The 18,628-nt window shown below is 46.2% G+C and carries 20 protein-coding genes; 5 read left to right on the top strand and 15 right to left on the bottom strand.

Annotated elements, in window-relative coordinates:
* Positions 1–21 precede the first annotated feature (21 nt).
* From AAIH57_RS26235 to yyaC, 3 genes are all read right to left on the bottom strand, one after another.
* On the bottom strand, positions 22–711 hold the full coding sequence (locus AAIH57_RS26235; protein WP_175395343.1) for a DUF6483 family protein: 690 nt from the start codon (positions 709–711) through the stop codon (positions 22–24).
* 214 nt (positions 712–925) lie between these two features.
* Positions 926–1,720, bottom strand: coding sequence for an alpha/beta fold hydrolase (locus AAIH57_RS26230; protein WP_175395342.1), 795 nt, complete (start codon positions 1,718–1,720; stop codon positions 926–928).
* A 109-nt stretch (positions 1,721–1,829) separates the two neighbouring features.
* On the bottom strand, positions 1,830–2,372 hold the full coding sequence (gene yyaC, locus AAIH57_RS26225) for a spore protease YyaC (protein ID WP_430023555.1): 543 nt from the start codon (positions 2,370–2,372) through the stop codon (positions 1,830–1,832).
* Positions 2,373–2,529: 157 nt separating this feature from the next.
* Here yyaC and AAIH57_RS26220 point away from each other — a divergent pair, with 157 nt between their 5' ends.
* Complete coding sequence (locus AAIH57_RS26220; protein WP_175395340.1) at positions 2,530–2,754, top strand: DUF1128 domain-containing protein; 225 nt, start codon at positions 2,530–2,532, stop codon at positions 2,752–2,754.
* A 111-nt stretch (positions 2,755–2,865) separates the two neighbouring features.
* On the opposite strand, the gene AAIH57_RS26215 is transcribed toward AAIH57_RS26220, so the two are convergent.
* Positions 2,866–3,591 (bottom strand): pirin family protein, encoded by a 726-nt coding sequence (locus AAIH57_RS26215; protein WP_430023554.1) that lies wholly within the window; start codon positions 3,589–3,591, stop codon positions 2,866–2,868.
* 143 nt (positions 3,592–3,734) lie between these two features.
* Entirely contained in the window at positions 3,735–4,754 is a 1,020-nt protein-coding gene (locus AAIH57_RS26210; protein WP_430023553.1) for an asparaginase, read from the bottom strand.
* Between the two features lie 177 nt (positions 4,755–4,931).
* Between AAIH57_RS26210 and AAIH57_RS26205 the strand changes: the two genes are divergently transcribed.
* The 4 genes from AAIH57_RS26205 to AAIH57_RS26190 all read left to right on the top strand — a co-directional run bounded on the left by AAIH57_RS26205 (position 4,932) and on the right by AAIH57_RS26190 (position 6,929).
* Entirely contained in the window at positions 4,932–5,627 is a 696-nt protein-coding gene (locus tag AAIH57_RS26205; RefSeq protein WP_175395337.1) for a phosphatase PAP2 family protein, read from the top strand.
* A gap of 128 nt (positions 5,628–5,755) precedes the next feature.
* Entirely contained in the window at positions 5,756–6,013 is a 258-nt protein-coding gene (locus tag AAIH57_RS26200) for a GlsB/YeaQ/YmgE family stress response membrane protein (protein WP_175395336.1), read from the top strand.
* A 64-nt stretch (positions 6,014–6,077) separates the two neighbouring features.
* Entirely contained in the window at positions 6,078–6,485 is a 408-nt protein-coding gene (locus AAIH57_RS26195; protein ID WP_175395335.1) for a YtxH domain-containing protein, read from the top strand.
* 78 nt (positions 6,486–6,563) lie between these two features.
* A complete protein-coding gene (locus tag AAIH57_RS26190) occupies positions 6,564–6,929 on the top strand; it encodes a DUF5665 domain-containing protein (protein WP_175395334.1) in 366 nt (121 codons plus the stop codon).
* Positions 6,930–6,942: 13 nt separating this feature from the next.
* Here AAIH57_RS26190 and AAIH57_RS26185 read toward each other — a convergent pair whose 3' ends face one another.
* From AAIH57_RS26185 to AAIH57_RS26140, 10 genes are all read right to left on the bottom strand, one after another.
* A complete protein-coding gene (locus AAIH57_RS26185; protein ID WP_312884264.1) occupies positions 6,943–7,971 on the bottom strand; it encodes a magnesium transporter CorA family protein in 1,029 nt (342 codons plus the stop codon).
* A gap of 125 nt (positions 7,972–8,096) precedes the next feature.
* On the bottom strand, positions 8,097–8,870 hold the full coding sequence (locus AAIH57_RS26180) for a sigma-70 family RNA polymerase sigma factor (protein ID WP_095292462.1): 774 nt from the start codon (positions 8,868–8,870) through the stop codon (positions 8,097–8,099).
* On the bottom strand, positions 8,867–9,319 hold the full coding sequence (gene rsbW / locus AAIH57_RS26175; protein WP_175395333.1) for an anti-sigma B factor RsbW: 453 nt from the start codon (positions 9,317–9,319) through the stop codon (positions 8,867–8,869). The genes AAIH57_RS26180 and rsbW overlap by 4 nt, the downstream gene beginning before the upstream one ends.
* 18 nt (positions 9,320–9,337) lie before the next feature.
* Positions 9,338–9,676: an STAS domain-containing protein gene (locus AAIH57_RS26170; protein ID WP_095361785.1), complete on the bottom strand. Its 339-nt coding sequence runs from the start codon at positions 9,674–9,676 to the stop codon at positions 9,338–9,340.
* Between the two features lie 86 nt (positions 9,677–9,762).
* The gene (locus tag AAIH57_RS26165) at positions 9,763–11,436 is read right to left on the bottom strand and encodes a response regulator (RefSeq protein WP_175395332.1); all 1,674 of its coding nucleotides are present in this window, start codon (positions 11,434–11,436) and stop codon (positions 9,763–9,765) included.
* Between the two features lie 16 nt (positions 11,437–11,452).
* On the bottom strand, positions 11,453–12,325 hold the full coding sequence (locus AAIH57_RS26160; RefSeq protein WP_175395331.1) for a CheR family methyltransferase: 873 nt from the start codon (positions 12,323–12,325) through the stop codon (positions 11,453–11,455).
* A gap of 71 nt (positions 12,326–12,396) precedes the next feature.
* Positions 12,397–16,116: a response regulator gene (locus AAIH57_RS26155; RefSeq protein ID WP_175395330.1), complete on the bottom strand. Its 3,720-nt coding sequence runs from the start codon at positions 16,114–16,116 to the stop codon at positions 12,397–12,399.
* Positions 16,113–17,282: a PP2C family protein-serine/threonine phosphatase gene (locus AAIH57_RS26150; protein ID WP_175395329.1), complete on the bottom strand. Its 1,170-nt coding sequence runs from the start codon at positions 17,280–17,282 to the stop codon at positions 16,113–16,115. The genes AAIH57_RS26155 and AAIH57_RS26150 overlap by 4 nt, the downstream gene beginning before the upstream one ends.
* Positions 17,283–17,616: 334 nt before the next feature.
* Positions 17,617–17,961, bottom strand: coding sequence for a general stress protein (locus AAIH57_RS26145; RefSeq protein WP_413037252.1), 345 nt, complete (start codon positions 17,959–17,961; stop codon positions 17,617–17,619).
* Positions 17,962–18,062: 101 nt separating this feature from the next.
* Positions 18,063–18,599: a hypothetical protein gene (locus AAIH57_RS26140; RefSeq protein WP_175395327.1), complete on the bottom strand. Its 537-nt coding sequence runs from the start codon at positions 18,597–18,599 to the stop codon at positions 18,063–18,065.
* Positions 18,600–18,628: the final 29 nt, after the last annotated feature.

The raw sequence follows: 18,628 nt of genomic DNA, 5'->3' as shown, positions 1-18,628 counted from the left end.
TCACTTGTTTTTCCCCACCACTCAGCGGGTTAACTCAGCGAGTCCTTCCTCGACTTCTTCACGTGGCAGGCCACCTTGCTCCAGTTGCTCGTCTTCAAGCTTGCGTAAACGTTCGTAAAAGGACCGTACCTCGTCACGATAATTCACGGGAAGTCCATCCCCAACCTGCAGCGCCCTGTACCAGCTGTTCTCGGCCTGATCATATCGCCCCTGCTGTTCACGATACAGCGCAAGCTGTTTTTCCGTACGGGCAGGAAGTTCGTATTCCTTTGTTTGCTCCAGTATGGATTCGACGCGTTCCGGTGCTTCCAGCAGCCTCGGGTTGGCACCATGATTCAGGGCATATAAATAAAAGTGTAATGATTTCATTAACCGGGTAAGTCCTTCATCCTCTGAATCCTGTTTTTCCTGATCACTGATACCTTCCACTCTGGCCTTCTCTGCGTAAATATAAGCTTCTTCTTCAATCAGCCGGGCGGCTTGCTGCAGATTGTCCACTTCAATGATCCCGCGAAAACGAAACATTTCAATGACATCCTCGGCAGGCAGAGAGTTCAGCAGAGACAAGTTCATGCCAAACTGCCTGCGAAGCAGCTCGTCCAGCTCCGATAGCGCCTCCGTATGTTTCCGCTGCTGTCGGAGTGTTAATGCTTTGCCGATCGCCTCGGTCATTTCCTCAATCATGCGGAGCAGATAGTCTTTTCTGAACATTAGATATGCCCCCTCGTTCGCTCATTCGAATCATCATCCATTATCCTTAGTTTAATCCATGCCATGACAAAAAGCCAAAGCTGGTTTCTTGCCTCATGGATGCCGTAACTCGAAGAAACCCCTGCCGTCGTATGAAGACGTGGCAGGGGTCCTGTCATGGTGACATTCCACAAGAAGTGAAAAAGTAATCCGGTAAATGGTTAATTCCCGTAAGTTATGCCTCTGGTAATCCGTTCATAAATTGTTGAATGACCTGAATCAACTGTTCCGGTGCCTCATACATGCTCATATGGCCCGCACCGGCAATTACTGCTTGGACGATATGCGGCTTGTCACTTGTAAAAGTGCGTTCCGGCGGAATGATAGGGTCCTTCTCGCCTGCAACCAGCAAAACCGGGAGCGGTGTAGCTGATAGAACATCCCGGCGATCCGGACGTTCCCGCATAGCCAGTGCGGCCCCGGCAGCTCCCTGCGGTGCGGTCTGGTACCCGATTTCCTTGACACGTGATACTTGTGCCGATAATGATTCCACATGTTCCGGAGCGAATAAGCCTGGAACCAATCCATCCACAAAGCTTACAATGCCCTCTGTCTGAATGGTGGATACTGCACGAAGGCGCTTCTCCTTGCCCTCTTCACTATCCGGATATGCAGTAGAATGAATTAAACCAAAAGCTTTTAATCGTTCCGGATGGCGTTGAGCGATGGAAAGGGCGATATATCCTCCCATTGAATGTCCGAGCAGGACTGCCTTTTCCACGTTCAGTTCATCCATTAACTGCAGGACATCATTACCCATCTGATCTATTGTGTAATTGCCCATAGGCGCGTCTGTCTTGCCGTGTCCACGCAGATCGGGTACGATGCAGCGATAATGACGTGCCAGCTCCGGCACTACTTCATCCCAATAGGACGAACTGCCGCAGTAGCCGTGGAGCAAAATAATGGCTTCTCCCTTACCCTGTTCGGCATAACATATCGTCGTTCCATCACACATCACTTTTTCCATATGAATCCCTCTCTCTGCGCGAATTGAATTGATCACGTTCATTTTATATAACAAGCTTCTTGTAGTTCAAGTTGTATATTATTAAGCTTTCATCCCATGAATGAAACGTTTATCTTGTTTTCCAGGCTTCCAACGCAGCATCGGCGATCGTTCGGGACATACCCATTACGAAGTGAAGCGAAGTCATCTGTAAGATGGAATATGGCCTCGGTCCATTGGTGTTTACGACTGCTGCCACACTATATTGTCCAACGGGCGGCAGTTTGCCTCCCACCGATTCTGCCGGAAGGAGTGCACGGTGCGAAAGATAATATGTACCCGCTGCATGTTTGGGACCGAGACAGGCATCGATCGCAACAATCGCGTGATGCGCCGGAATTTGAGCCATTCGTTTCTCTAGCGTATCTGCATCACAAGGGACAGACATCGTCCCAACGACATGGCCGACTCCATGCTCTTCCAGCAGGGTTCCGGTGAGGGGCCCAAGTGCATCTCCAGTGGAACGATCTGTACCAATGCAGACAAATGTTATTTCATCAGGTGAATGTTTCTGGTAGATGTGTCTGAAAAATAGGATCAGTTCTTCTCCCGAAACACTTTTTGGGATTTCCCGGCTCTGGTGGCGCACAAAATCCCGCTTGTATGCTGCCAATCTGTTTCCTCTCCTTTACACGTAACGATCCACATTAAACGATGGTTGTATTCATATTTTATCCGATAAGAGCTATACCCGCAAAAGCATTGGCCTGTGCCTGTCCAATCATGATACAATGACTACAGTTTCCGATACGGAAGGGATGGACATAACGATGGATTTAACACAAGCGAACGCTGCCAACATGGAATATATGATTGAAGCGATTAAAACCAAGCTGCGGATGGCCAGCGGTGCAGCCATGCAGGCTTCGGCTTTCCCACTGGACAAGTACGAGGATCTGTACGACCTTTACGAGATGGTTTTGGGCAAAGAGCATCTCAGTATCTCCGAAGTGGAAGCTGTTGCTTCCGAACTCGGAAAACTTCGTAAAGTTTAGCTAATCCCAAATTCAGCAGACTTCAGCAAAAAGGACCTGACTCCCCTTCATGGGAGAACAGGTCCTTTTTGTTCTTATGCAAACCAATCATTTGCTCTGCATGACTTGTTGTTAAGGCAAATCTACCAGTACGAATTCAGCGGATTCGCTCCCCGTACTCATAATTTGCAGATCACAGCTTTTGCGAATACGGGCAGCATCCCCTGGCTTCAGGTTAAAGTTCCCGTCCGCACATGTGATCTCCACATGGCCACTGATCAGGAAAAAATGCGTGCGCCTGTCTTCATGCTGTGGATACATGATTTTTTTCCCGGATTCCAATTGGGTCAGATAACACGTCACATCCTGGGAAATGTGCAGCGCGCCTTCGGCCCCTTCCCCTCCTTGCCCGGAAACAATGGGACACAGACGGTTAAGCTGGGCCTGCTGCTCAAATCGCTGATTTGTATACGATGGCTTCAGCATGCGCTGAGATGGCAGAAACCACATTTGCAGGAAACGCACCGGTTCATCCTCAGACGGATTAGTTTCCGAATGTTCCACCCCGGTTCCTGCACTCATCACCTGTACGGTTCCCGGCTCAAGCACCTGTTCGGTTCCCATGCTGTCTGTATGTTTCAACTTACCGGATATAACATAGCTAACAATTTCAAGGTCATGATGTGGATGTCGTTTAAAGCCTTCCTGCGGCATCAGCGTGTTGTCATTATGGGCCAGCAGGCAGCCAAAATGGGCGTTGCTTGGATCGTCATAATCCGCAAAAGAAAAGCTGAATTCACTGTGTATCCAACCTCGATCCGACGTGTGCCTTTCTTCCGATGTCACTACTTTAATCATGTTCATCCACCTCCAAGGGTTTAGAGCTGCCGCTTACCTGCGCAGCAGGTCTTGCGTGTATATGAATGCTTATAAATCAATACCAGTTGGTATCTCATCTTTACCCGAGGTCCGGGGATTCTAATCACGCCCCTAGCTTATGGTTATACGCTTTCTTCAGGTGAGTGAAGCACGAATTCACAATCTGTATGTCCTACGATATTTCCAGCATCGTTGCGAATTTCGGGAGGAAAAACATGGGACAGCCGTTCAATGGTGGTCCGGTTGGAATATCCAATCTGCTCAAGAATGGATTGAGCAATCCATGCCCATTCATCCTCAGAACCGTCGAGCACCTTAAATGTTACGCCGAGTCTTTCCTTTTTCAAGGCAAAACCGAATACACCCTTAAATCCACCTTTTGCAACAATGTTGCTGTCTTCAAGAAGTACCGAATCGACACGTCCAGTTCCTCCAACCATAAGAGGCTGGTCGTTCATTGCCGACGTAATGGTTTCTACCGCTGCCCGTGTCGGGGCATCTTCGATTAAATCCGGGCAGGCGAGCTTCAAATAAGCATTCGACAAGGCCGATAATGGCAGCGAAAATACCGGAAAGCCGCAGCCATCCGTCCCCAGTTCAATTTCCTTCTGATCAATTCCAGCCATACCAGCCATCGTCTCCAAAATTTCACGCTGCACTGGATGTTCTCTTTCGGCATAACTTTCCAGATCGAAATTTTTCATGCGGCTGTAACCTAGGATACCGAGGTGTTTACCTGAGCAATTATGCAAAATACGCCGTTTTTCCCCCTGGCTGCGCAGCCATTGATTCCGGCTCTCCTCATTCAACGGATAACTTGCGGCACAGATCAGGCACTCTTCTCCCAACCCGATTTTGGCTGACAGTTGTTCCAGCACCTGAATGTGCTCGGGCTCCGAACGATGGGAAGATGCCATGATTGCAATTTCCTTGGATGATAACCCATAGTGGGCTGCAATACCTGCACGAATGCCTGGAATGGCCTGAAAAGGTTTGGCAGATGAGCGGGTAAACGCTCTAAAGTGCGGATTCCCCGCTGAATAAACGACATTTCCTTTCTCATTCGTGATGCTTATGTGTCCAAAGTGGGCGCATTCCATAACGCCTGCACGATATTCCTTAACTAACAACGCACTCTCCATGCGAGTTCTCTCCTTTATACTCCCAGTCTCATCTCTGCTTTGCGTCATCACGCTGCATGGGATATCTTTAAATTATAGTACAAAAACGATGTTTTTTCAGTTTTTTCGACATGTTTTTCGGGTAAGCCTATACCAATCTGGAACTAATAACCAATCTTAATTGAAGGAGATCCCATCATGCTGCGTGAAAGCAATTCATCTTTCTTTGGAAGTTCCCCGCGTTTATCCTGGCGTTCCCTCTTTGTCTGGAGTGGAGTAGGCGTTTTGTTCAGTTCTGCTCTTGTTATCCTTCTGGCCGTAGTTGGTGCTTGGCTAGGGACCCATTTTATCATTCAGTTGGATGATCAGATTCAACACTGGTTTTATCTCCATTCTGAATCTCGTCTTGCACTGCTGCCTGTCATTTCCTTCATTACTGCAATCGGTTCTTTCAAAATTTCGGCATTGGCAGCAATCTGTGCGGCAGCCTTATTCTTTATACAGCGCAGTCCACGATCCTTTATCTATGGTTATGTAATCCTTGGCAGCTTTGCAGTCATGTGGCTTCTTAATACAGGACTGAAAGAAATTTTTCGTCGAAGCCGTCCTGAACTTGATCATTTAATGGTGGTTCATGGATATAGCTTCCCCAGTGGTCATGCCATGATTTCCATGGGGTTCTATGGCATGTTTTTTGTAATCTGGGCAATCGAAAGACAGAGAAGATCCGCCTCCATCATACTGCCTATTGTCTGCGGTATAGGGTTTATTGGACTCATCGGAATAAGTCGAATTATGCTTGGTGTGCATTATCCTACAGACGTATTTGCCGGATTCGTTGCCGGACTGGCCTGGCTCGTCTGCATGATGGGTGCAATGAAACGAATGATCTGAGTTTCTTTCCACTTCCAGCTTGCCCATATCTGTTTCAGTTGTTTCAGCTTGATGCACGGCGTTTATATACGAAGTAAGCAAACGCGAACAGACAACATCCTGCATCAAGTGTAAAGGAGGCGGTTGTTATGTGGGGCATCATTCTTAGCATTGTATTGGCAGTTATCATCGGCCTGATTGGAGATGCACTTGCCGGTCACGATATGCCAGGAGGCATCATCGGAGCGATGATTGCCGGATTTGTTGGAGCTTGGCTGGGCGCACTGTTGCTTGGTAACTGGGGACCGGTTATCGGTAACTTCGCTATTATCCCTGCCATCATTGGTACAGCGCTCTTTGTCTTTTTGCTGGGGCTTGTGTCCAGACTGTTCAGACAGGCTGCCTGATCGGTCAACAAGGTGTTCGTTGTTTCGTTATTCGTTTCTTAATTTAAAAAAGGAGTGATTTGACATGAATAAAGCAGAAGATCAATATCCTGTACAAAGCGGTTCGACTTTCGCCAAAGGTATTTTCATCGGTGGTTTGCTGGGAGCAGCAGCAGCATTGCTCTTCGCTCCTAAACCAGGACGGGAGCTCCGGGGTGACCTCTCCGAGAAGGTTGGTATGGTTACTGATCGTACCAAGGAAGTTGCGGCAGTCGTAACCGACAAGGCGACTGAACTGGCCAAAACGGTTTCTACCAAAACGTCGGATATCGCCAAAACAGTAAACCAAGGCCGTAACGATGTTATGGATTCGGTAAGAAAGGCTTCCGCAGATGTAGCTGATGAAGCAACCAAAGCGACCAGCGAAGTCGCTTCCGCTTCCGAGGATGCAAAGGAAGATACACGAAAAGAGCTGAATTCGACCAGCCTGTAAGGGCTTGAGCGAATGGTCAATAGCCAGCTGAGTTTCAGCTGGCTATTTTTCATCCACTGTAATAGGAGGAGGACTGACATGAGTAAAGTCACATTAAACGGAAACACCCCCGTTACCGGAACTAAACCATCACAGCAGTATGACACGGCAGAACACCCTTTTGAATTGCGCCATGAAGTAAAAAAGCTGAACACGCGACTGGACCAGCTTGCAGACAGTCTGGAAAAAGCACAGATTAAGGATATTATCGAGAATTACACCAGTCCCAAAAAACGCATCATTACCAATTTCACGGCTGGTATGGCAAGAGGACTCGGACTTACACTGGGAACCTTCGTTGTCTTGGGTCTCCTGGGACTTATACTCAGCCAGTTTGTGAACATGCCGATTGTAGGACAATACATTGCAGATCTGCTTGGGTATATTGAAGATTACAAGAGCTAGGCGATAAGAACGATTATCCTTTCCGCACGGATTTGCCTCGTTTATCGGGGTCATCAGCCGGTCGCTGCGTGGGCTTCACCCTTAACAGATCTCCGGTCCAGCCTTTCATCATCATCCATACATACATGCTGGCCATGCTGGCAAGGATGAGTGAGATGACCAATACAACCCCCCATGTCTTATCAATCAAAGGCAGGTTTTCGAAGTTCATCCCCCAGATTGCACCGGCAGCCGTTGCGGGCGTACATACTGAAGTAACGATGGTTAGTGTCTTCATAATTTCATTACCACGTACACCGGAAGTCGCATTATCTATCGAGATGAGTGTATCGATCTCTTTTTCATAATGCTGAAATAAGCGCTCCATACGCTCTATACGGTGCTGAAGCTGCTTGAAGAAGCGACTGTCCTCCATTTCGTCCAGATAGGCTTCACGGGCAGCAGCCATTAATTCGGAATAGGGAATAAACAAATTGCTCCAATACAAGAGTTCAAAACGTGCCTCAAGGATCTGGTCCATCAGTGTTCGGGCATTACGTAATTCCATCTTTCGTTCCAGTTCCCGCAAATGCGTTTCAAATTGATCCATTCCTACATGGTAATAGTGCAATATGGCTCTGAACAGTACAAACATCCCGTCGCGAGCCGTGGTACACTGTTGCAGCATGGCTGAACGTTCCCCCGTATTCATGATCCCCCTTGTGTTATCGTCCAAATTGATCGTTACCAAGCTGTTTTGGTCTACATAGAAAAACATCTGATTATCCTTGCGTTCACTATCTTTCTCATTTTTGACAGCGTACAGTAGTGAACCAAATATGACTGGCTCTGTCCCATTCAAAAATCGTACAGACAGATAGTTGGAATGCACCTCGGGAATTTTGCGAAGCCAATACTGCATCTCTGGGAATACTTCTGTGAGTTCCTCCAATACCTCAGCCATGTCCCCCTCTTCTGGTGCCACCCAGTCCCACCATTCCCACTGCCCCGAAAAAGATAATTTGTCTCGCCTGTCTGCCAGCTTGACCTTATCCAACGTCACAATACCACTCCCGCTTTCCTATAAATCATATCTCTGAACAAATTTCAAAAAAGGACACGTATGTATTCCAGTGGAATCACGTGTCCTTCTCTATGCCGTACTTAACAACATCAGGGCTTCACATTTCATAACATTGAAGCATTTGACATGATTTGTTTCAATTTTTCAGTAGCTCTCTTCTGAATTCGGGAAACGCTCATCTGGGATACGCCCAATTTCTGAGCAATTGCCCGTTGAGACTGACCATCCTGAAATGCCAAAATAAGCACCTTTTGTTCCTGTTCCTTCAACTGTCCCAATGCCTGTTGCAAGTCCATCCGTTTTTCAACCGAATCAAAGTCGTTCACGTCTGCACTGATCAGTTCACCAAGCGTTGCTGCACTCTCGTCCTGAGATAGAGGGGAGTCGAGTGAAACATAGTGGTAACATTCCCGACCAGCCAACACTTCGATGGTTTCCTCAGGGGTCAGATCAAGGTATTCAGCGATCTCATCCACACTTGGTGAGCGTTCAAACTTCACCGTCAATTCATCAATGGCATGCTGTACAAGAGCACCCTTTTCCTTGATTCGTCGTGGTACCTGAATATACCAAGATTTGTCCCGAAGGTAGTTCTTCATATGACCGATCATACTTTTCATAGCATATGGTTCAAACGGAATACCGAGATTAATATCATACTGCTGAAGAAGACGAATCAGAGCCATTTGGCCGGTCTGATATAAGTCTTCATACAGATCCGGACGATTCCGGGCAATTTTACCTGCCGCCATTTTTACCATCGGTTCATATTTACGGATAAGAACTGTTGCAATTTCATTATCCTTGGTCTGCTGGTACTCCCAGATCAAACCTACGGATTCAGACATGGACTCTGGGGGAGTCACTTTTTCATTCATACTTTCTCCTCACTTCTTGCAAGACGTTTTACGAGTACTACTTTCGTACCTTTGCCCGTCTCACTTTCCACGCTGACATCATCCATCAGGGCTTGCATTAGATAGAATCCAAGTCCGCCAATTTGGGCATCTGTCAGTTCAGTGTCGTGAAGGCCTGCACGCGATACTGCAGGATTGACGTTTTCGAAGCTTGCACCTTCATCCTTGACTGTGATTGCCAGCGTGTCGCTGTCCACTTCAAAAACAACCTCAACCATGCCGCCTTCGTGTGAGTAGGCATAAAGTACAGAGTTGTTACAAGCCTCAGATACAGCAACTTTCATATCCTCAATGTCCTCATAAGAAAATCCCATTTTGGACGCAACACCATAAAGATTAAGTCTTACAATATCCACGTAATCAGCTGTCGCCGGTAAGTTAAGGGTGACTCTTTGAACTTCTGCATTCATTCCTTTTTCGATCCTTTCCTATTGGGAATTCTTCTGTGAGACAAAGAATTTGGCAATACCCGTCATATCAAAAAGCTTCTGAATCTGCGCAGGAACTTCTTGTACTTCAAAGCGTGCTTCCATTCCATGTCGTGCTTTCAGAACAGATAACAGGATTCCAATCCCTGTGCTATCGATATACTTCAGGTCCTTCATGTTAATAATCAAATCCTGTTCCTTGTTGTCCACAAGCGGCTCCATGACCAAACGAAATTCAGGAGCTACTGACAAATCCAGTTCGCCAGTAAGGTATACCGTGCACACGCCGTTTTGTGTTTCGGTCTTTGCATTGAATTTTTCATTTTTATTTGTATTCATTAGACATCTCTCTCCTGATCAATGGTTTCCTTACCTAATAACCCAACTTGAGCCCACATGAAACAAAAAGCAAATTAACAATTATTTCAATTGGCATGATTCATGGCTGACGAGGGGGATTTGTAGATTTGCCGCTCCTCCTGAAATCGTGACAATTTTTGCTTCACACTTCCCATTTTGACGGGTTTGCTGATGTAATCATCCATCCCGACAGCCAGGCAGCGCTGCTGGATACCTTCCATTACATTTGCAGTCATGGCCAATACGACAGGCTGTTTTTCTTTGGGCAGACTTTCCCGTATCCTGCGTGTACATTCCAAGCCATCCATCACCGGCATTTGCAAATCCATAAATATATAATCATAGTTCGGATTCTCTAGAACCATATCCAGCGCCTTCTGTCCATCTTCAGCGGTATCCGAGATAAAGCCCAGCTTGCTAAGCATAATGGCCATCAATTTCTGGTTAATCGGATGATCATCGACAATTAATACGGAAGGCTGCATTTCATAACGTTCCATATCCTCCGATCGTTCTTCTCCATTCCCATTTAACAGCTCCGTCTCTACATAACGCTGAACCTGAATTGTGAAGATAAAGGTAGCACCACGCTTTTCGCTCGTGTCCAGATAGATGTTCCCACCCATCATTTCCACTAGCGTTCGGCAAATAGCCAGTCCCAGCCCGGTTCCGCCGTATTTGCGTGTCATGGATGTATCAAGCTGGGAGAATGGTTGAAACAGGCGATCCACTTTGTCAGATGAAATGCCTATCCCTGTATCTTTTACTGCAAATTCCAGCGTCATTCTGCCGTCTTTTTCTTCGTTAATGGATACGATCAGATACACTCCGCCTTGATCCGTAAATTTGATTGCATTGGCAATCAGATTCATTAGGACCTGACGCAGTCTCGCCATATCTCCATAAACCAGTTCCGGGACAGAATCCTCCAAAAAGTAGTCCAGCTCCAGATTCTTCTTCCCCGCTTCCACAGCAAACAGGCCCAGAACTTCTTTTATACATGTAACGAGATCAAATGGATGCTCCTCGAGCTCCATCTTCCCGGATTCCATTTTCGTAAAATCAAGAATATCGTTAATAACTGTTACAAGTGCATCCGCACTTCGTCTTACGATATCGACGTATTCTTTCTGATCGTCTTTCAATTCAGTCTCCATCAGCAAATCAACCATACCGATGACACCGTTCATCGGTGTCCGGATCTCATGACTCATCATGGCGAGAAATTCGGTTTTGGCATTTGCCGCAATCTCCGCTTCCTCTTTGGCCTGAATAAGCTGCTGATTCATTTTTTCGAGTTCCTGTGTTTTCTGGTGAAGCAGCATGGTTTGGGTTTTCAGCCGTTTGTTTGTAATGAACATTTCAACAAACCCATCAATTTTCGATTTTAAAATTTGAGGAATAAACGGCTTAACCATGTAATCGATGGCACCCGCCGAATACCCGGCAAATAAATGTTCTGCTTCCCTGCTGTTGGCAGAGATAAAAATAATCGGTACATCCTTTGATTTATCGCGCGCTTTAATTAACTTTGCTGTCTCAATTCCGTCCATTCCAGGCATCTGCACATCCAGCACAATGACCGCAAATTCGTCTTTAAGCAAGCATCGAAGTGCCTCTTCTCCAGAAGTTGCCTTGACGAGTTTATATTGTTCCGATTCCAATACTGCTTCCAAAGCAAGCAGATTCTCGGGGCGGTCATCTACCAATAATATGTGGATTGGTTCATTGAGCCCCATGGCTAACCCTAACCCCCTATTTGATCTTCCGGTATATTTTTTCCGTCCGGTCTAACGGCTCGTAGGCATCGCTGAATTCCGTAAAATGTATTGATTCCTTGGATCCCAGCACAAGGATGCCGAAGTGGCTCAAGCTCTCATGAAACAGCCCGTGCACATGATTCCGCAGTTCATCATTAAAATAAATCATTACATTGCGGCAAAAGATAACGTTAAACTCGTTAAATGACCGGTCAGTTGCCAGATTATGCTCCGCAAAAATAATGTTTTTCCTCAAATAAGGATGAAACATAACGGAGTTATACTTCGCTGTATAGTATTCGGAGAAGGCTCTTGTACCCCCTGCCTCCAAATAGTTTGTCGTGTATAGTTTCATCTTTTCGATGCCATATACGCCTTCCTTGGCCTGCTGCAAAGAACGGTCATTCATGTCGGTAGCATAGATGCGTGCCTTATCATAGAGACCCTCCTCATGCAGCATGATCGCCATGGAATACACTTCTTCGCCCGTGGAACAACCCGCGTGCCAAATCCGAATATACGGATATGTTCTTAACACAGGAATGATCTTTTCACGGAACGTCCGGAACAGCGTAGGATCGCGAAACATCTCGGTCACAGGAATGGACAGGTTTTGTACGAAACGCTCAAATGCAGAACGCTCATGTAAAACCAGTTCCTGCAGACCGGATATCGTCTTAACACCTTCCGAATGGGCATAATGCCAGATTCTTCGTTTCAAAGACGGCAATGCGTAATTTCTGAAATCATATCCATATAGACGGTGCATACCTTCCAATAACAACTCAATCTCAATCAATTCGCGTTCTTCGTCTTGCGGCATGCGGACCGATTGTTCATCAGCCTCGGTAGGTTCCCACGGTGTCATAGATTCTCTCCACTTCTTCATTTGTTACTTGCGTAATAGATGTATTGTTGTTCATTACCCAAACTATCGGGTTACGAATACAGCCACACACGCATTAATGATAACAGTTGATCCGTTTGGATCGGTTTTTTCACATAATCGGATGCGCCGGCTTCAATACACTTGCCCCGATCATCCTTCATGGCTTTGGCCGTCAGCGCAATAATTGGCAGTTTCTCAAACCTTGGAATCTGTCTAATCCGTGTCATAGCCTCGTATCCATCCATTTCTGGCATCATCATATCCATGAGTACAAGATCAATCTCCGGATTCTTATCCAGAATCTCCAGGGCTTCACGCCCGTTCTCAGCAAACGTAACATCCATTCGGTAACCTTCAAGCACACTCGAAAGTGCAAATACGTTTCGGATATCATCATCTACGAGCAGTATTTTTTTGCCTTCAAATAAGGTCTCCTTGTTATGAAGCTTCTGCAAAATTCTTCGCTTGTCTTCCGGCAGATTGGCTTCTACCCGGTGCAGGAACAAGGTTGTCTCATCAAGTAAACGTTCAGGTGATTTCACGTCTTTGATAATGATGGACTCCGCATATTTGCGGAGCTTCATCTCTTCCTTGCTATCCAGCTCCTTGCCTGTGTAGATAATGATCGGAAGATCATTCAGATATTGATCATCCCTGATCTGATCCAGCAATTCGAATCCGGTCATGTCTGTCAACATCAGATCCAGTACCATGCAATCGTACCGCTGGCTATGCAATTCCGTTAAAGCCTCACTGCCTGTAGATACAGCGGTTATGGCCACATCATCATGTCCAATGAGTTCTATAATGGCTTTACGCTGAACTTCATCATCTTCCACAATAAGCAAACGTTTCAACTGATTCTCTGTATAGGATTCGATATGCGAGAAGGCTTTATCCAGCGAATCCTTGCTGGAAGGTTTTTTCAGGTAGGCAATTGCGCCCATCATCAATCCCTGTTTCATATCGTCAATCACAGAAATAACATGTACTGGTATATGACGTGTTGCCGAGCTGCTTTTCAGTTCGCCCAGGATGGCCCAACCATCCATGACCGGGAGCTGAATATCGAGAATAATCGCATCCGGCAAATATTGACGGGCCATGTCGAGCCCCTTGTCTCCTTGCGTTGCCACAATCGCCTTGAATCCTCTTCCTCTGGCCATATCCATCAAAATATGAGCAAAGTTGACGTCATCTTCAATAATGAGCAATATTTTGTCTCCCTCGATGAGATTGCTCTGATCATCCTCTACATGCACGGATACAGCTGTGTCGGTTGCTGGCATCTCCATCAGGGAAGTGGCATCAGGATCCGGTGCAATTACAGTCTGCCGGCTTGAACGCAAGGTTCGGGACCGCCTTGCAGACGAATCATACTCTGCAGATGCGGCTGCTTCGATAACTCCTTCGTCCTCCGGAGCCGCTTCCTCATGATTGTCAGGAAGGTATAATGTAAACGCACTGCCCACACCTTCGGAGGATTCGACTTGGATCGCACCGCCCAATAGACGTGCCAACTCACGACTGATGGATAATCCCAGTCCGGTACCCCCGTATTTGCGGCTGGTTGTTCCATCAACTTGCTGGAAGGCCTCGAAGATCAAATCCGTTTTGTCAGAAGGTATTCCGATCCCGGTATCCTTCACGGTAAATCCGACATACTCTTGATTGGTATTCAGATAACCCGGAAGTTCCTCAGGTGTCATTTTCCGTCCAATAATGCTTACGGATCCCCGATTGGTAAATTTAAAGGCATTCGACAGCAAGTTGCGCAAAATCTGCTTCACACGGTGACTGTCGGTATACACCCATTCAGGTAAAGTGCTGTCGAATTGAATGTTTAGATCCAGTTCTTTTTTGTTCGCCATAGGCCCGAAGTTTTGTTCCACAAAAGCGGTCAATTCATCCATTCGAACCGTCTCATAATTGATATCCATCTTGCCCGCATCGACTTTGGAAAGGTCCAAAATCTCATCAATCATCTTAAGCAAATCTGCGCCCGACATATAAATCGTTTGAGCATATTCCTGCTGCTTGCTGCTGAGGTTGCCTTCCTTATTTTCAGACAGCAATTGGGACAGGATGAGCAGACTGTTCAGCGGAGTTCGAAGTTCATGCGACATATTCGCCAAAAATTCGGACTTGTATTTGCTTGTCATCGACAGCTGCATCGCCTGCTGTTCCAGCTGTGTTTTCGTTTTCTCAATCTCGTCATTTTTCTCTTCCACTTCACGAACCTGCTCTTCAAGTGCACGGGTCTTGGCAATCAGCTCGGTATTGAAATGTTCCAGCTCTTCCTGCTGACGCTGGAGCAATTCTTCAGAGCGCTTAAGAGCCCCCGTCTGTTCTTCCAGGTTTTCATTGGAGCGACGTAATTCCTCCTGCTGTGTTTGCAGTTCCTCGGATTGCACCTGAAGTTCTTCTGTAAGTGCCTGCGACTCACGCAGCAGCTCTTCCACGCGCAAGCGGCGCCGAACATTGTTAAGAATGACGCCCAAGTTCATGATCAGCTGGGAGAATAACTGCTTATGCAGATCATTAAACCCTTCAAAAGAAGCCAATTCGACCACACCGATCAGCTCATCCTCAAAAACGACAGGATAAATCATGATACTGGTAGCACGGGTAGAGCCTGAGGCAGAACCAATGTTCACATAATCTTCAGGTGTATTTTCAAGAATAATCGGTTTCATATCGAGAGCTGACTGGCCGATTAGCCCTTCACCAACCCGATATACTTCCTTGCCAACGTCCTCGTTCTCTTCAAAGGCGTAAGCACCATACCGTCTCAATTCATCGGGGTGCTTCTCTTCATCAATCAGATACACCACGCCGAGCTGTGCTCCAAGCACTGGTGTAAACTCGCTAATAAACATTTGCGAAATCTGACGAATTGAACCGATGCCGCGCAGCAATTCAGGTACTCTGGCTATATTGGAGCTCATCCAGTTCTGATCCTGCTGGGCCTTCATATAAGCCTTCTCTATTTCTAGTTTTTCTTCCAAATCAGCAGATACATCTTTGAATACACTGGCAATCTGCCCGATCTCGTCCGTGGACTTGACCTGAATACGTCTGATCGTGCGATATCGGCCTTTACCAAAACTTGTAATCATCATCGACACCGTATTCAGACCTCTTGTAATGCTTGGCAGCACCCAGAGGATAACGCCAAGTGCAAACAGAAGCCCGACAATCATAATGCCTACGGTAATCTGAACAGCACGGTTGAATTCCTCGTTCGCTTGCTTGATCTCCGTATCAATCTCCTGATCCTGAAAACGAGAGAGTGCATTCAGACTATCCACAGCTTCCTTTTGCACAGCGAGCCCTGTTGAATTACGGTAGTTATTGGCATCTTCGATACGCCCTTGAGACAAGAGGCTGAGCTGTCTCGTTGAGTACGCACCATAGGCTACCCAGGCCTCATTGACACGGTCGACCAATTGATGCTCACCTGCGCTATCTGCCCGTGCACGTACTTCCTCTAGATAGCCTTCTCCTCTCTCTTCCATCTCCTTGAGTTCACCATCGGCGGCACTAATCGAATTGTTCGGATTAAGCAACAAGTTAGTCAGCAATTTTCCTATGTCATTGACCTCTCCACGTACCGATGAAGTGTTCCTGACTTTCAGATAACGATCCTGATACATCTGATCGATCTGTTGATTGGCACTACTCATCCGCTCGTAACTCACGAAAGTGAGCACAAGTAGAATAGCCATGAGAGCAGTAAAGCCAATCAGCAGTTTATTCCTGATCTTCATTCAGCTTCCGCCCCTTTATTCAATGTGATCCATACCAAGCATTTATCATCATCCCGCTCCTGCGGAATTTCATCATCAAAAAATAACGCCTGCATCGCAGGTTCATTCCATTGATGTTCACCTTTTAACTGTTCAATCAAAAATTGGAGTTGTTCCTCCTGGTCTCCTTGAACAGCTTCTGTTAAGCCATCCGTATAGAGTGCAATATGTCCCTCACCCTCATAATGAATGGTCTGCGGTTCAATATCCATTTTGTCGAACAACCCCACCGGACAACAAACCGAATCAAATGTGGTTACACTTCCATCGCCTTGGAAAAATAAAGCTGGTGGGTGCCCTGCATTGACATAATCAATACGCTTCATTCGGGTGTCTACAACCAGGTAAATAGCTGTAAAGTAGTACTGTACCAACTGTTTTTCCAAATGCAGTTGGTTAAAACGACGATTCAGCTCCTGAATCACCTTCTCCGGATCCACATAGGTCGTAACCGTATCTTTCAGTACCGAGGCAATGAACATGGTAAACAGCGAGGAAGAGATTCCGTGCCCCATCATATCCAGCAGCAGTACCCCGTAACGGCCTTCCCCTAGTGGGTACCATGAATACAGATCCCCCGCAAGTTCGAATGAAGGTTTATAGATCGCATTGACATGGAACAACGGATCTTCGATAGCCGGACTTAATACTGCATTCTGTACCATGGCAGCCAGCTTAAGCTCATCCTGGATGCGCTGATCACGTTCCTTATGCCAGTCCTTTTCCTGCTTCAGACGGAGAGCGAGGCGAATTCGGGCCATCAGTTCCACTTTGTTAATCGGTTTCGTTACATAATCCGACGCTCCGGCGTCCAATGCTTCGGCAAGTTTTTTGGAGTCACCGATCGCTGTAACCATAATAATGGGAATATCCTTAAGATTTTCGAATTTCTGCACAATTCTGCAGGCTTCGATCCCATCCATTTCAGGCATCATCATATCTAGCAAAATAAGGTCAATATCCGACGGTTTCGGACGGAGTTCGTTGTTTTCCTCCCCAATTCCCAATACTTCAAACATTTCCATGGCTGAACTTGCCGTTAAAATGTCACGATAGTTCTCTTTTTTCAGAATTTCTCGAATAATAATGACATTCGTCGGATTGTCGTCAACAATAAGTATTTTCATTTCTATCTCCCTTATCTGTGGCGTTCCGTTCCGGGTTTGTCGATTTTTATCAAGTCATGTAACAACCCAAAATATACATTTTTCGCGATCAATACGGCGGTAGACATAATATTTCCTACTATAACTATAATCTCAAAAGCAAAAAACTTCTATCAGTAAATGGCACCACTACAGGAAAACACACCTGCTTGCTGCCCTGTTTTTGCTGCGTTCTGATCCCGCTTCCAAACTCGCAAAAACATAGATAAGGAATGGGGATATCCCCATTCCTTATCTATGTTTTTGATCCTAAAGCCTGTCCTTTTCAGGATGCTTCGGTTAACATGTATACCAATTAATCTTTCTTTTTGGCAATAACAAGCACTTTGCCTTTATCGAGTTCAGTCTCGTAGAAGTCCGCCTCAGCTTCGGTAAAGCCCATGGATACAATTTTGGCCCGGAGTTCATCACCACGTGAACGGAACAAATTCGCCATGGAATCGAATACGCCTTCCTCCTTGATACCGATCTCCTTGGCATCAGCTGTATCAGCAATTCGATCCGTACGATCCTTCTCGTGGGCCAGAACGAAGATATGATCAGCAAGGTATCCGGTATTCTGCAGTTCTTTCACCGCTTCTACCGCTTGGACTCCGTTTTCTACCACTTTTGCATAAGCTTGCGCATTGGTTGAATTCATCGTTTCCACTCTCCTCTGATAATCTTCATTTCGAGCTGCTTTTAATATATAACCTTACGATATTTGATTGAAACGCTTCTTTAGAAGAAACTTTTTCCCTTTTACTGGAGATGATCCTCAAAAAGATCAACACCATCAATCCGCTCGGTGCCAGGCTTCATATAAACCTTGATGGCCTGATGACCTCGCAGATACACTTCTCCATCTTCAGCCACAACATAGGGCTCGCCCAAAACCTCGCGGATGGACTCAATATCCATGTCGATCCACTGCTCATTGAGCTTCAATCGGCCTTCGGTTCCATCAATGTGCACATACTGGATTTCTCCGGTATCCTCACAGAGCCCAACCTTGACATCATTGAATTCAAATTCAGGACAACCAAGGTATGGATCTACCTTCTTTTGAAGCGGCTGACCTTTCTCTGCTAAAATATGACCTTTGCTGTCATTCAGAGAGATGCCATTCAGAGTCCGAAAATGCTGAACCGGTCCGGATCGATCAGCAGCCAGATTAACCTCTGGTACTTCCTCTTCCACTACCGTCCATTGCATATCTTGAGCAGCAGGTACTGCTGCTGCCGGTTGAACGGAAAAGGGAGAAATTACGCTAAACATAACAAGCAGTAGTTTCATCATGATTCTCACCCTTTCATTTAGTTCAGTTC

The sequence above is a fragment of the Paenibacillus sp. MABNR03 genome (assembly GCF_050455445.1).
Lineage (GTDB): Bacteria > Bacillota > Bacilli > Paenibacillales > Paenibacillaceae > Paenibacillus > Paenibacillus xylanilyticus.
Note: the sequence above shows the minus strand (reverse complement) of the source record. Positions and strands in the feature narration are given on the sequence as shown.

What these genes read in the sequence shown, in the direction of transcription:
- AAIH57_RS26235 (WP_175395343.1), bottom strand. Translation starts at nt 711, where the DNA reads ATGTTCAGAAAAGACTATCTGCTCCGCATGATTGAGGAAATGACCGAG.
- AAIH57_RS26230 (WP_175395342.1), bottom strand. Translation starts at nt 1,720, where the DNA reads ATGGAAAAAGTGATGTGTGATGGAACGACGATATGTTATGCCGAACAG.
- AAIH57_RS26220 (WP_175395340.1), top strand. Translation starts at nt 2,530, where the DNA reads ATGGATTTAACACAAGCGAACGCTGCCAACATGGAATATATGATTGAA.
- AAIH57_RS26215 (WP_430023554.1), bottom strand. Translation starts at nt 3,591, where the DNA reads ATGATTAAAGTAGTGACATCGGAAGAAAGGCACACGTCGGATCGAGGT.
- AAIH57_RS26210 (WP_430023553.1), bottom strand. Translation starts at nt 4,754, where the DNA reads ATGGAGAGTGCGTTGTTAGTTAAGGAATATCGTGCAGGCGTTATGGAA.
- AAIH57_RS26205 (WP_175395337.1), top strand. Translation starts at nt 4,932, where the DNA reads ATGCTGCGTGAAAGCAATTCATCTTTCTTTGGAAGTTCCCCGCGTTTA.
- AAIH57_RS26200 (WP_175395336.1), top strand. Translation starts at nt 5,756, where the DNA reads ATGTGGGGCATCATTCTTAGCATTGTATTGGCAGTTATCATCGGCCTG.
- AAIH57_RS26195 (WP_175395335.1), top strand. Translation starts at nt 6,078, where the DNA reads ATGAATAAAGCAGAAGATCAATATCCTGTACAAAGCGGTTCGACTTTC.
- AAIH57_RS26190 (WP_175395334.1), top strand. Translation starts at nt 6,564, where the DNA reads ATGAGTAAAGTCACATTAAACGGAAACACCCCCGTTACCGGAACTAAA.
- AAIH57_RS26180 (WP_095292462.1), bottom strand. Translation starts at nt 8,870, where the DNA reads ATGAATGAAAAAGTGACTCCCCCAGAGTCCATGTCTGAATCCGTAGGT.
- rsbW (WP_175395333.1), bottom strand. Translation starts at nt 9,319, where the DNA reads ATGAATGCAGAAGTTCAAAGAGTCACCCTTAACTTACCGGCGACAGCT.
- AAIH57_RS26170 (WP_095361785.1), bottom strand. Translation starts at nt 9,676, where the DNA reads ATGAATACAAATAAAAATGAAAAATTCAATGCAAAGACCGAAACACAA.
- AAIH57_RS26165 (WP_175395332.1), bottom strand. Translation starts at nt 11,436, where the DNA reads ATGGGGCTCAATGAACCAATCCACATATTATTGGTAGATGACCGCCCC.
- AAIH57_RS26160 (WP_175395331.1), bottom strand. Translation starts at nt 12,325, where the DNA reads ATGACACCGTGGGAACCTACCGAGGCTGATGAACAATCGGTCCGCATG.
- AAIH57_RS26155 (WP_175395330.1), bottom strand. Translation starts at nt 16,116, where the DNA reads ATGAAGATCAGGAATAAACTGCTGATTGGCTTTACTGCTCTCATGGCT.
- AAIH57_RS26150 (WP_175395329.1), bottom strand. Translation starts at nt 17,282, where the DNA reads ATGAAAATACTTATTGTTGACGACAATCCGACGAATGTCATTATTATT.
- AAIH57_RS26145 (WP_413037252.1), bottom strand. Translation starts at nt 17,961, where the DNA reads ATGAATTCAACCAATGCGCAAGCTTATGCAAAAGTGGTAGAAAACGGA.
- AAIH57_RS26140 (WP_175395327.1), bottom strand. Translation starts at nt 18,599, where the DNA reads ATGATGAAACTACTGCTTGTTATGTTTAGCGTAATTTCTCCCTTTTCC.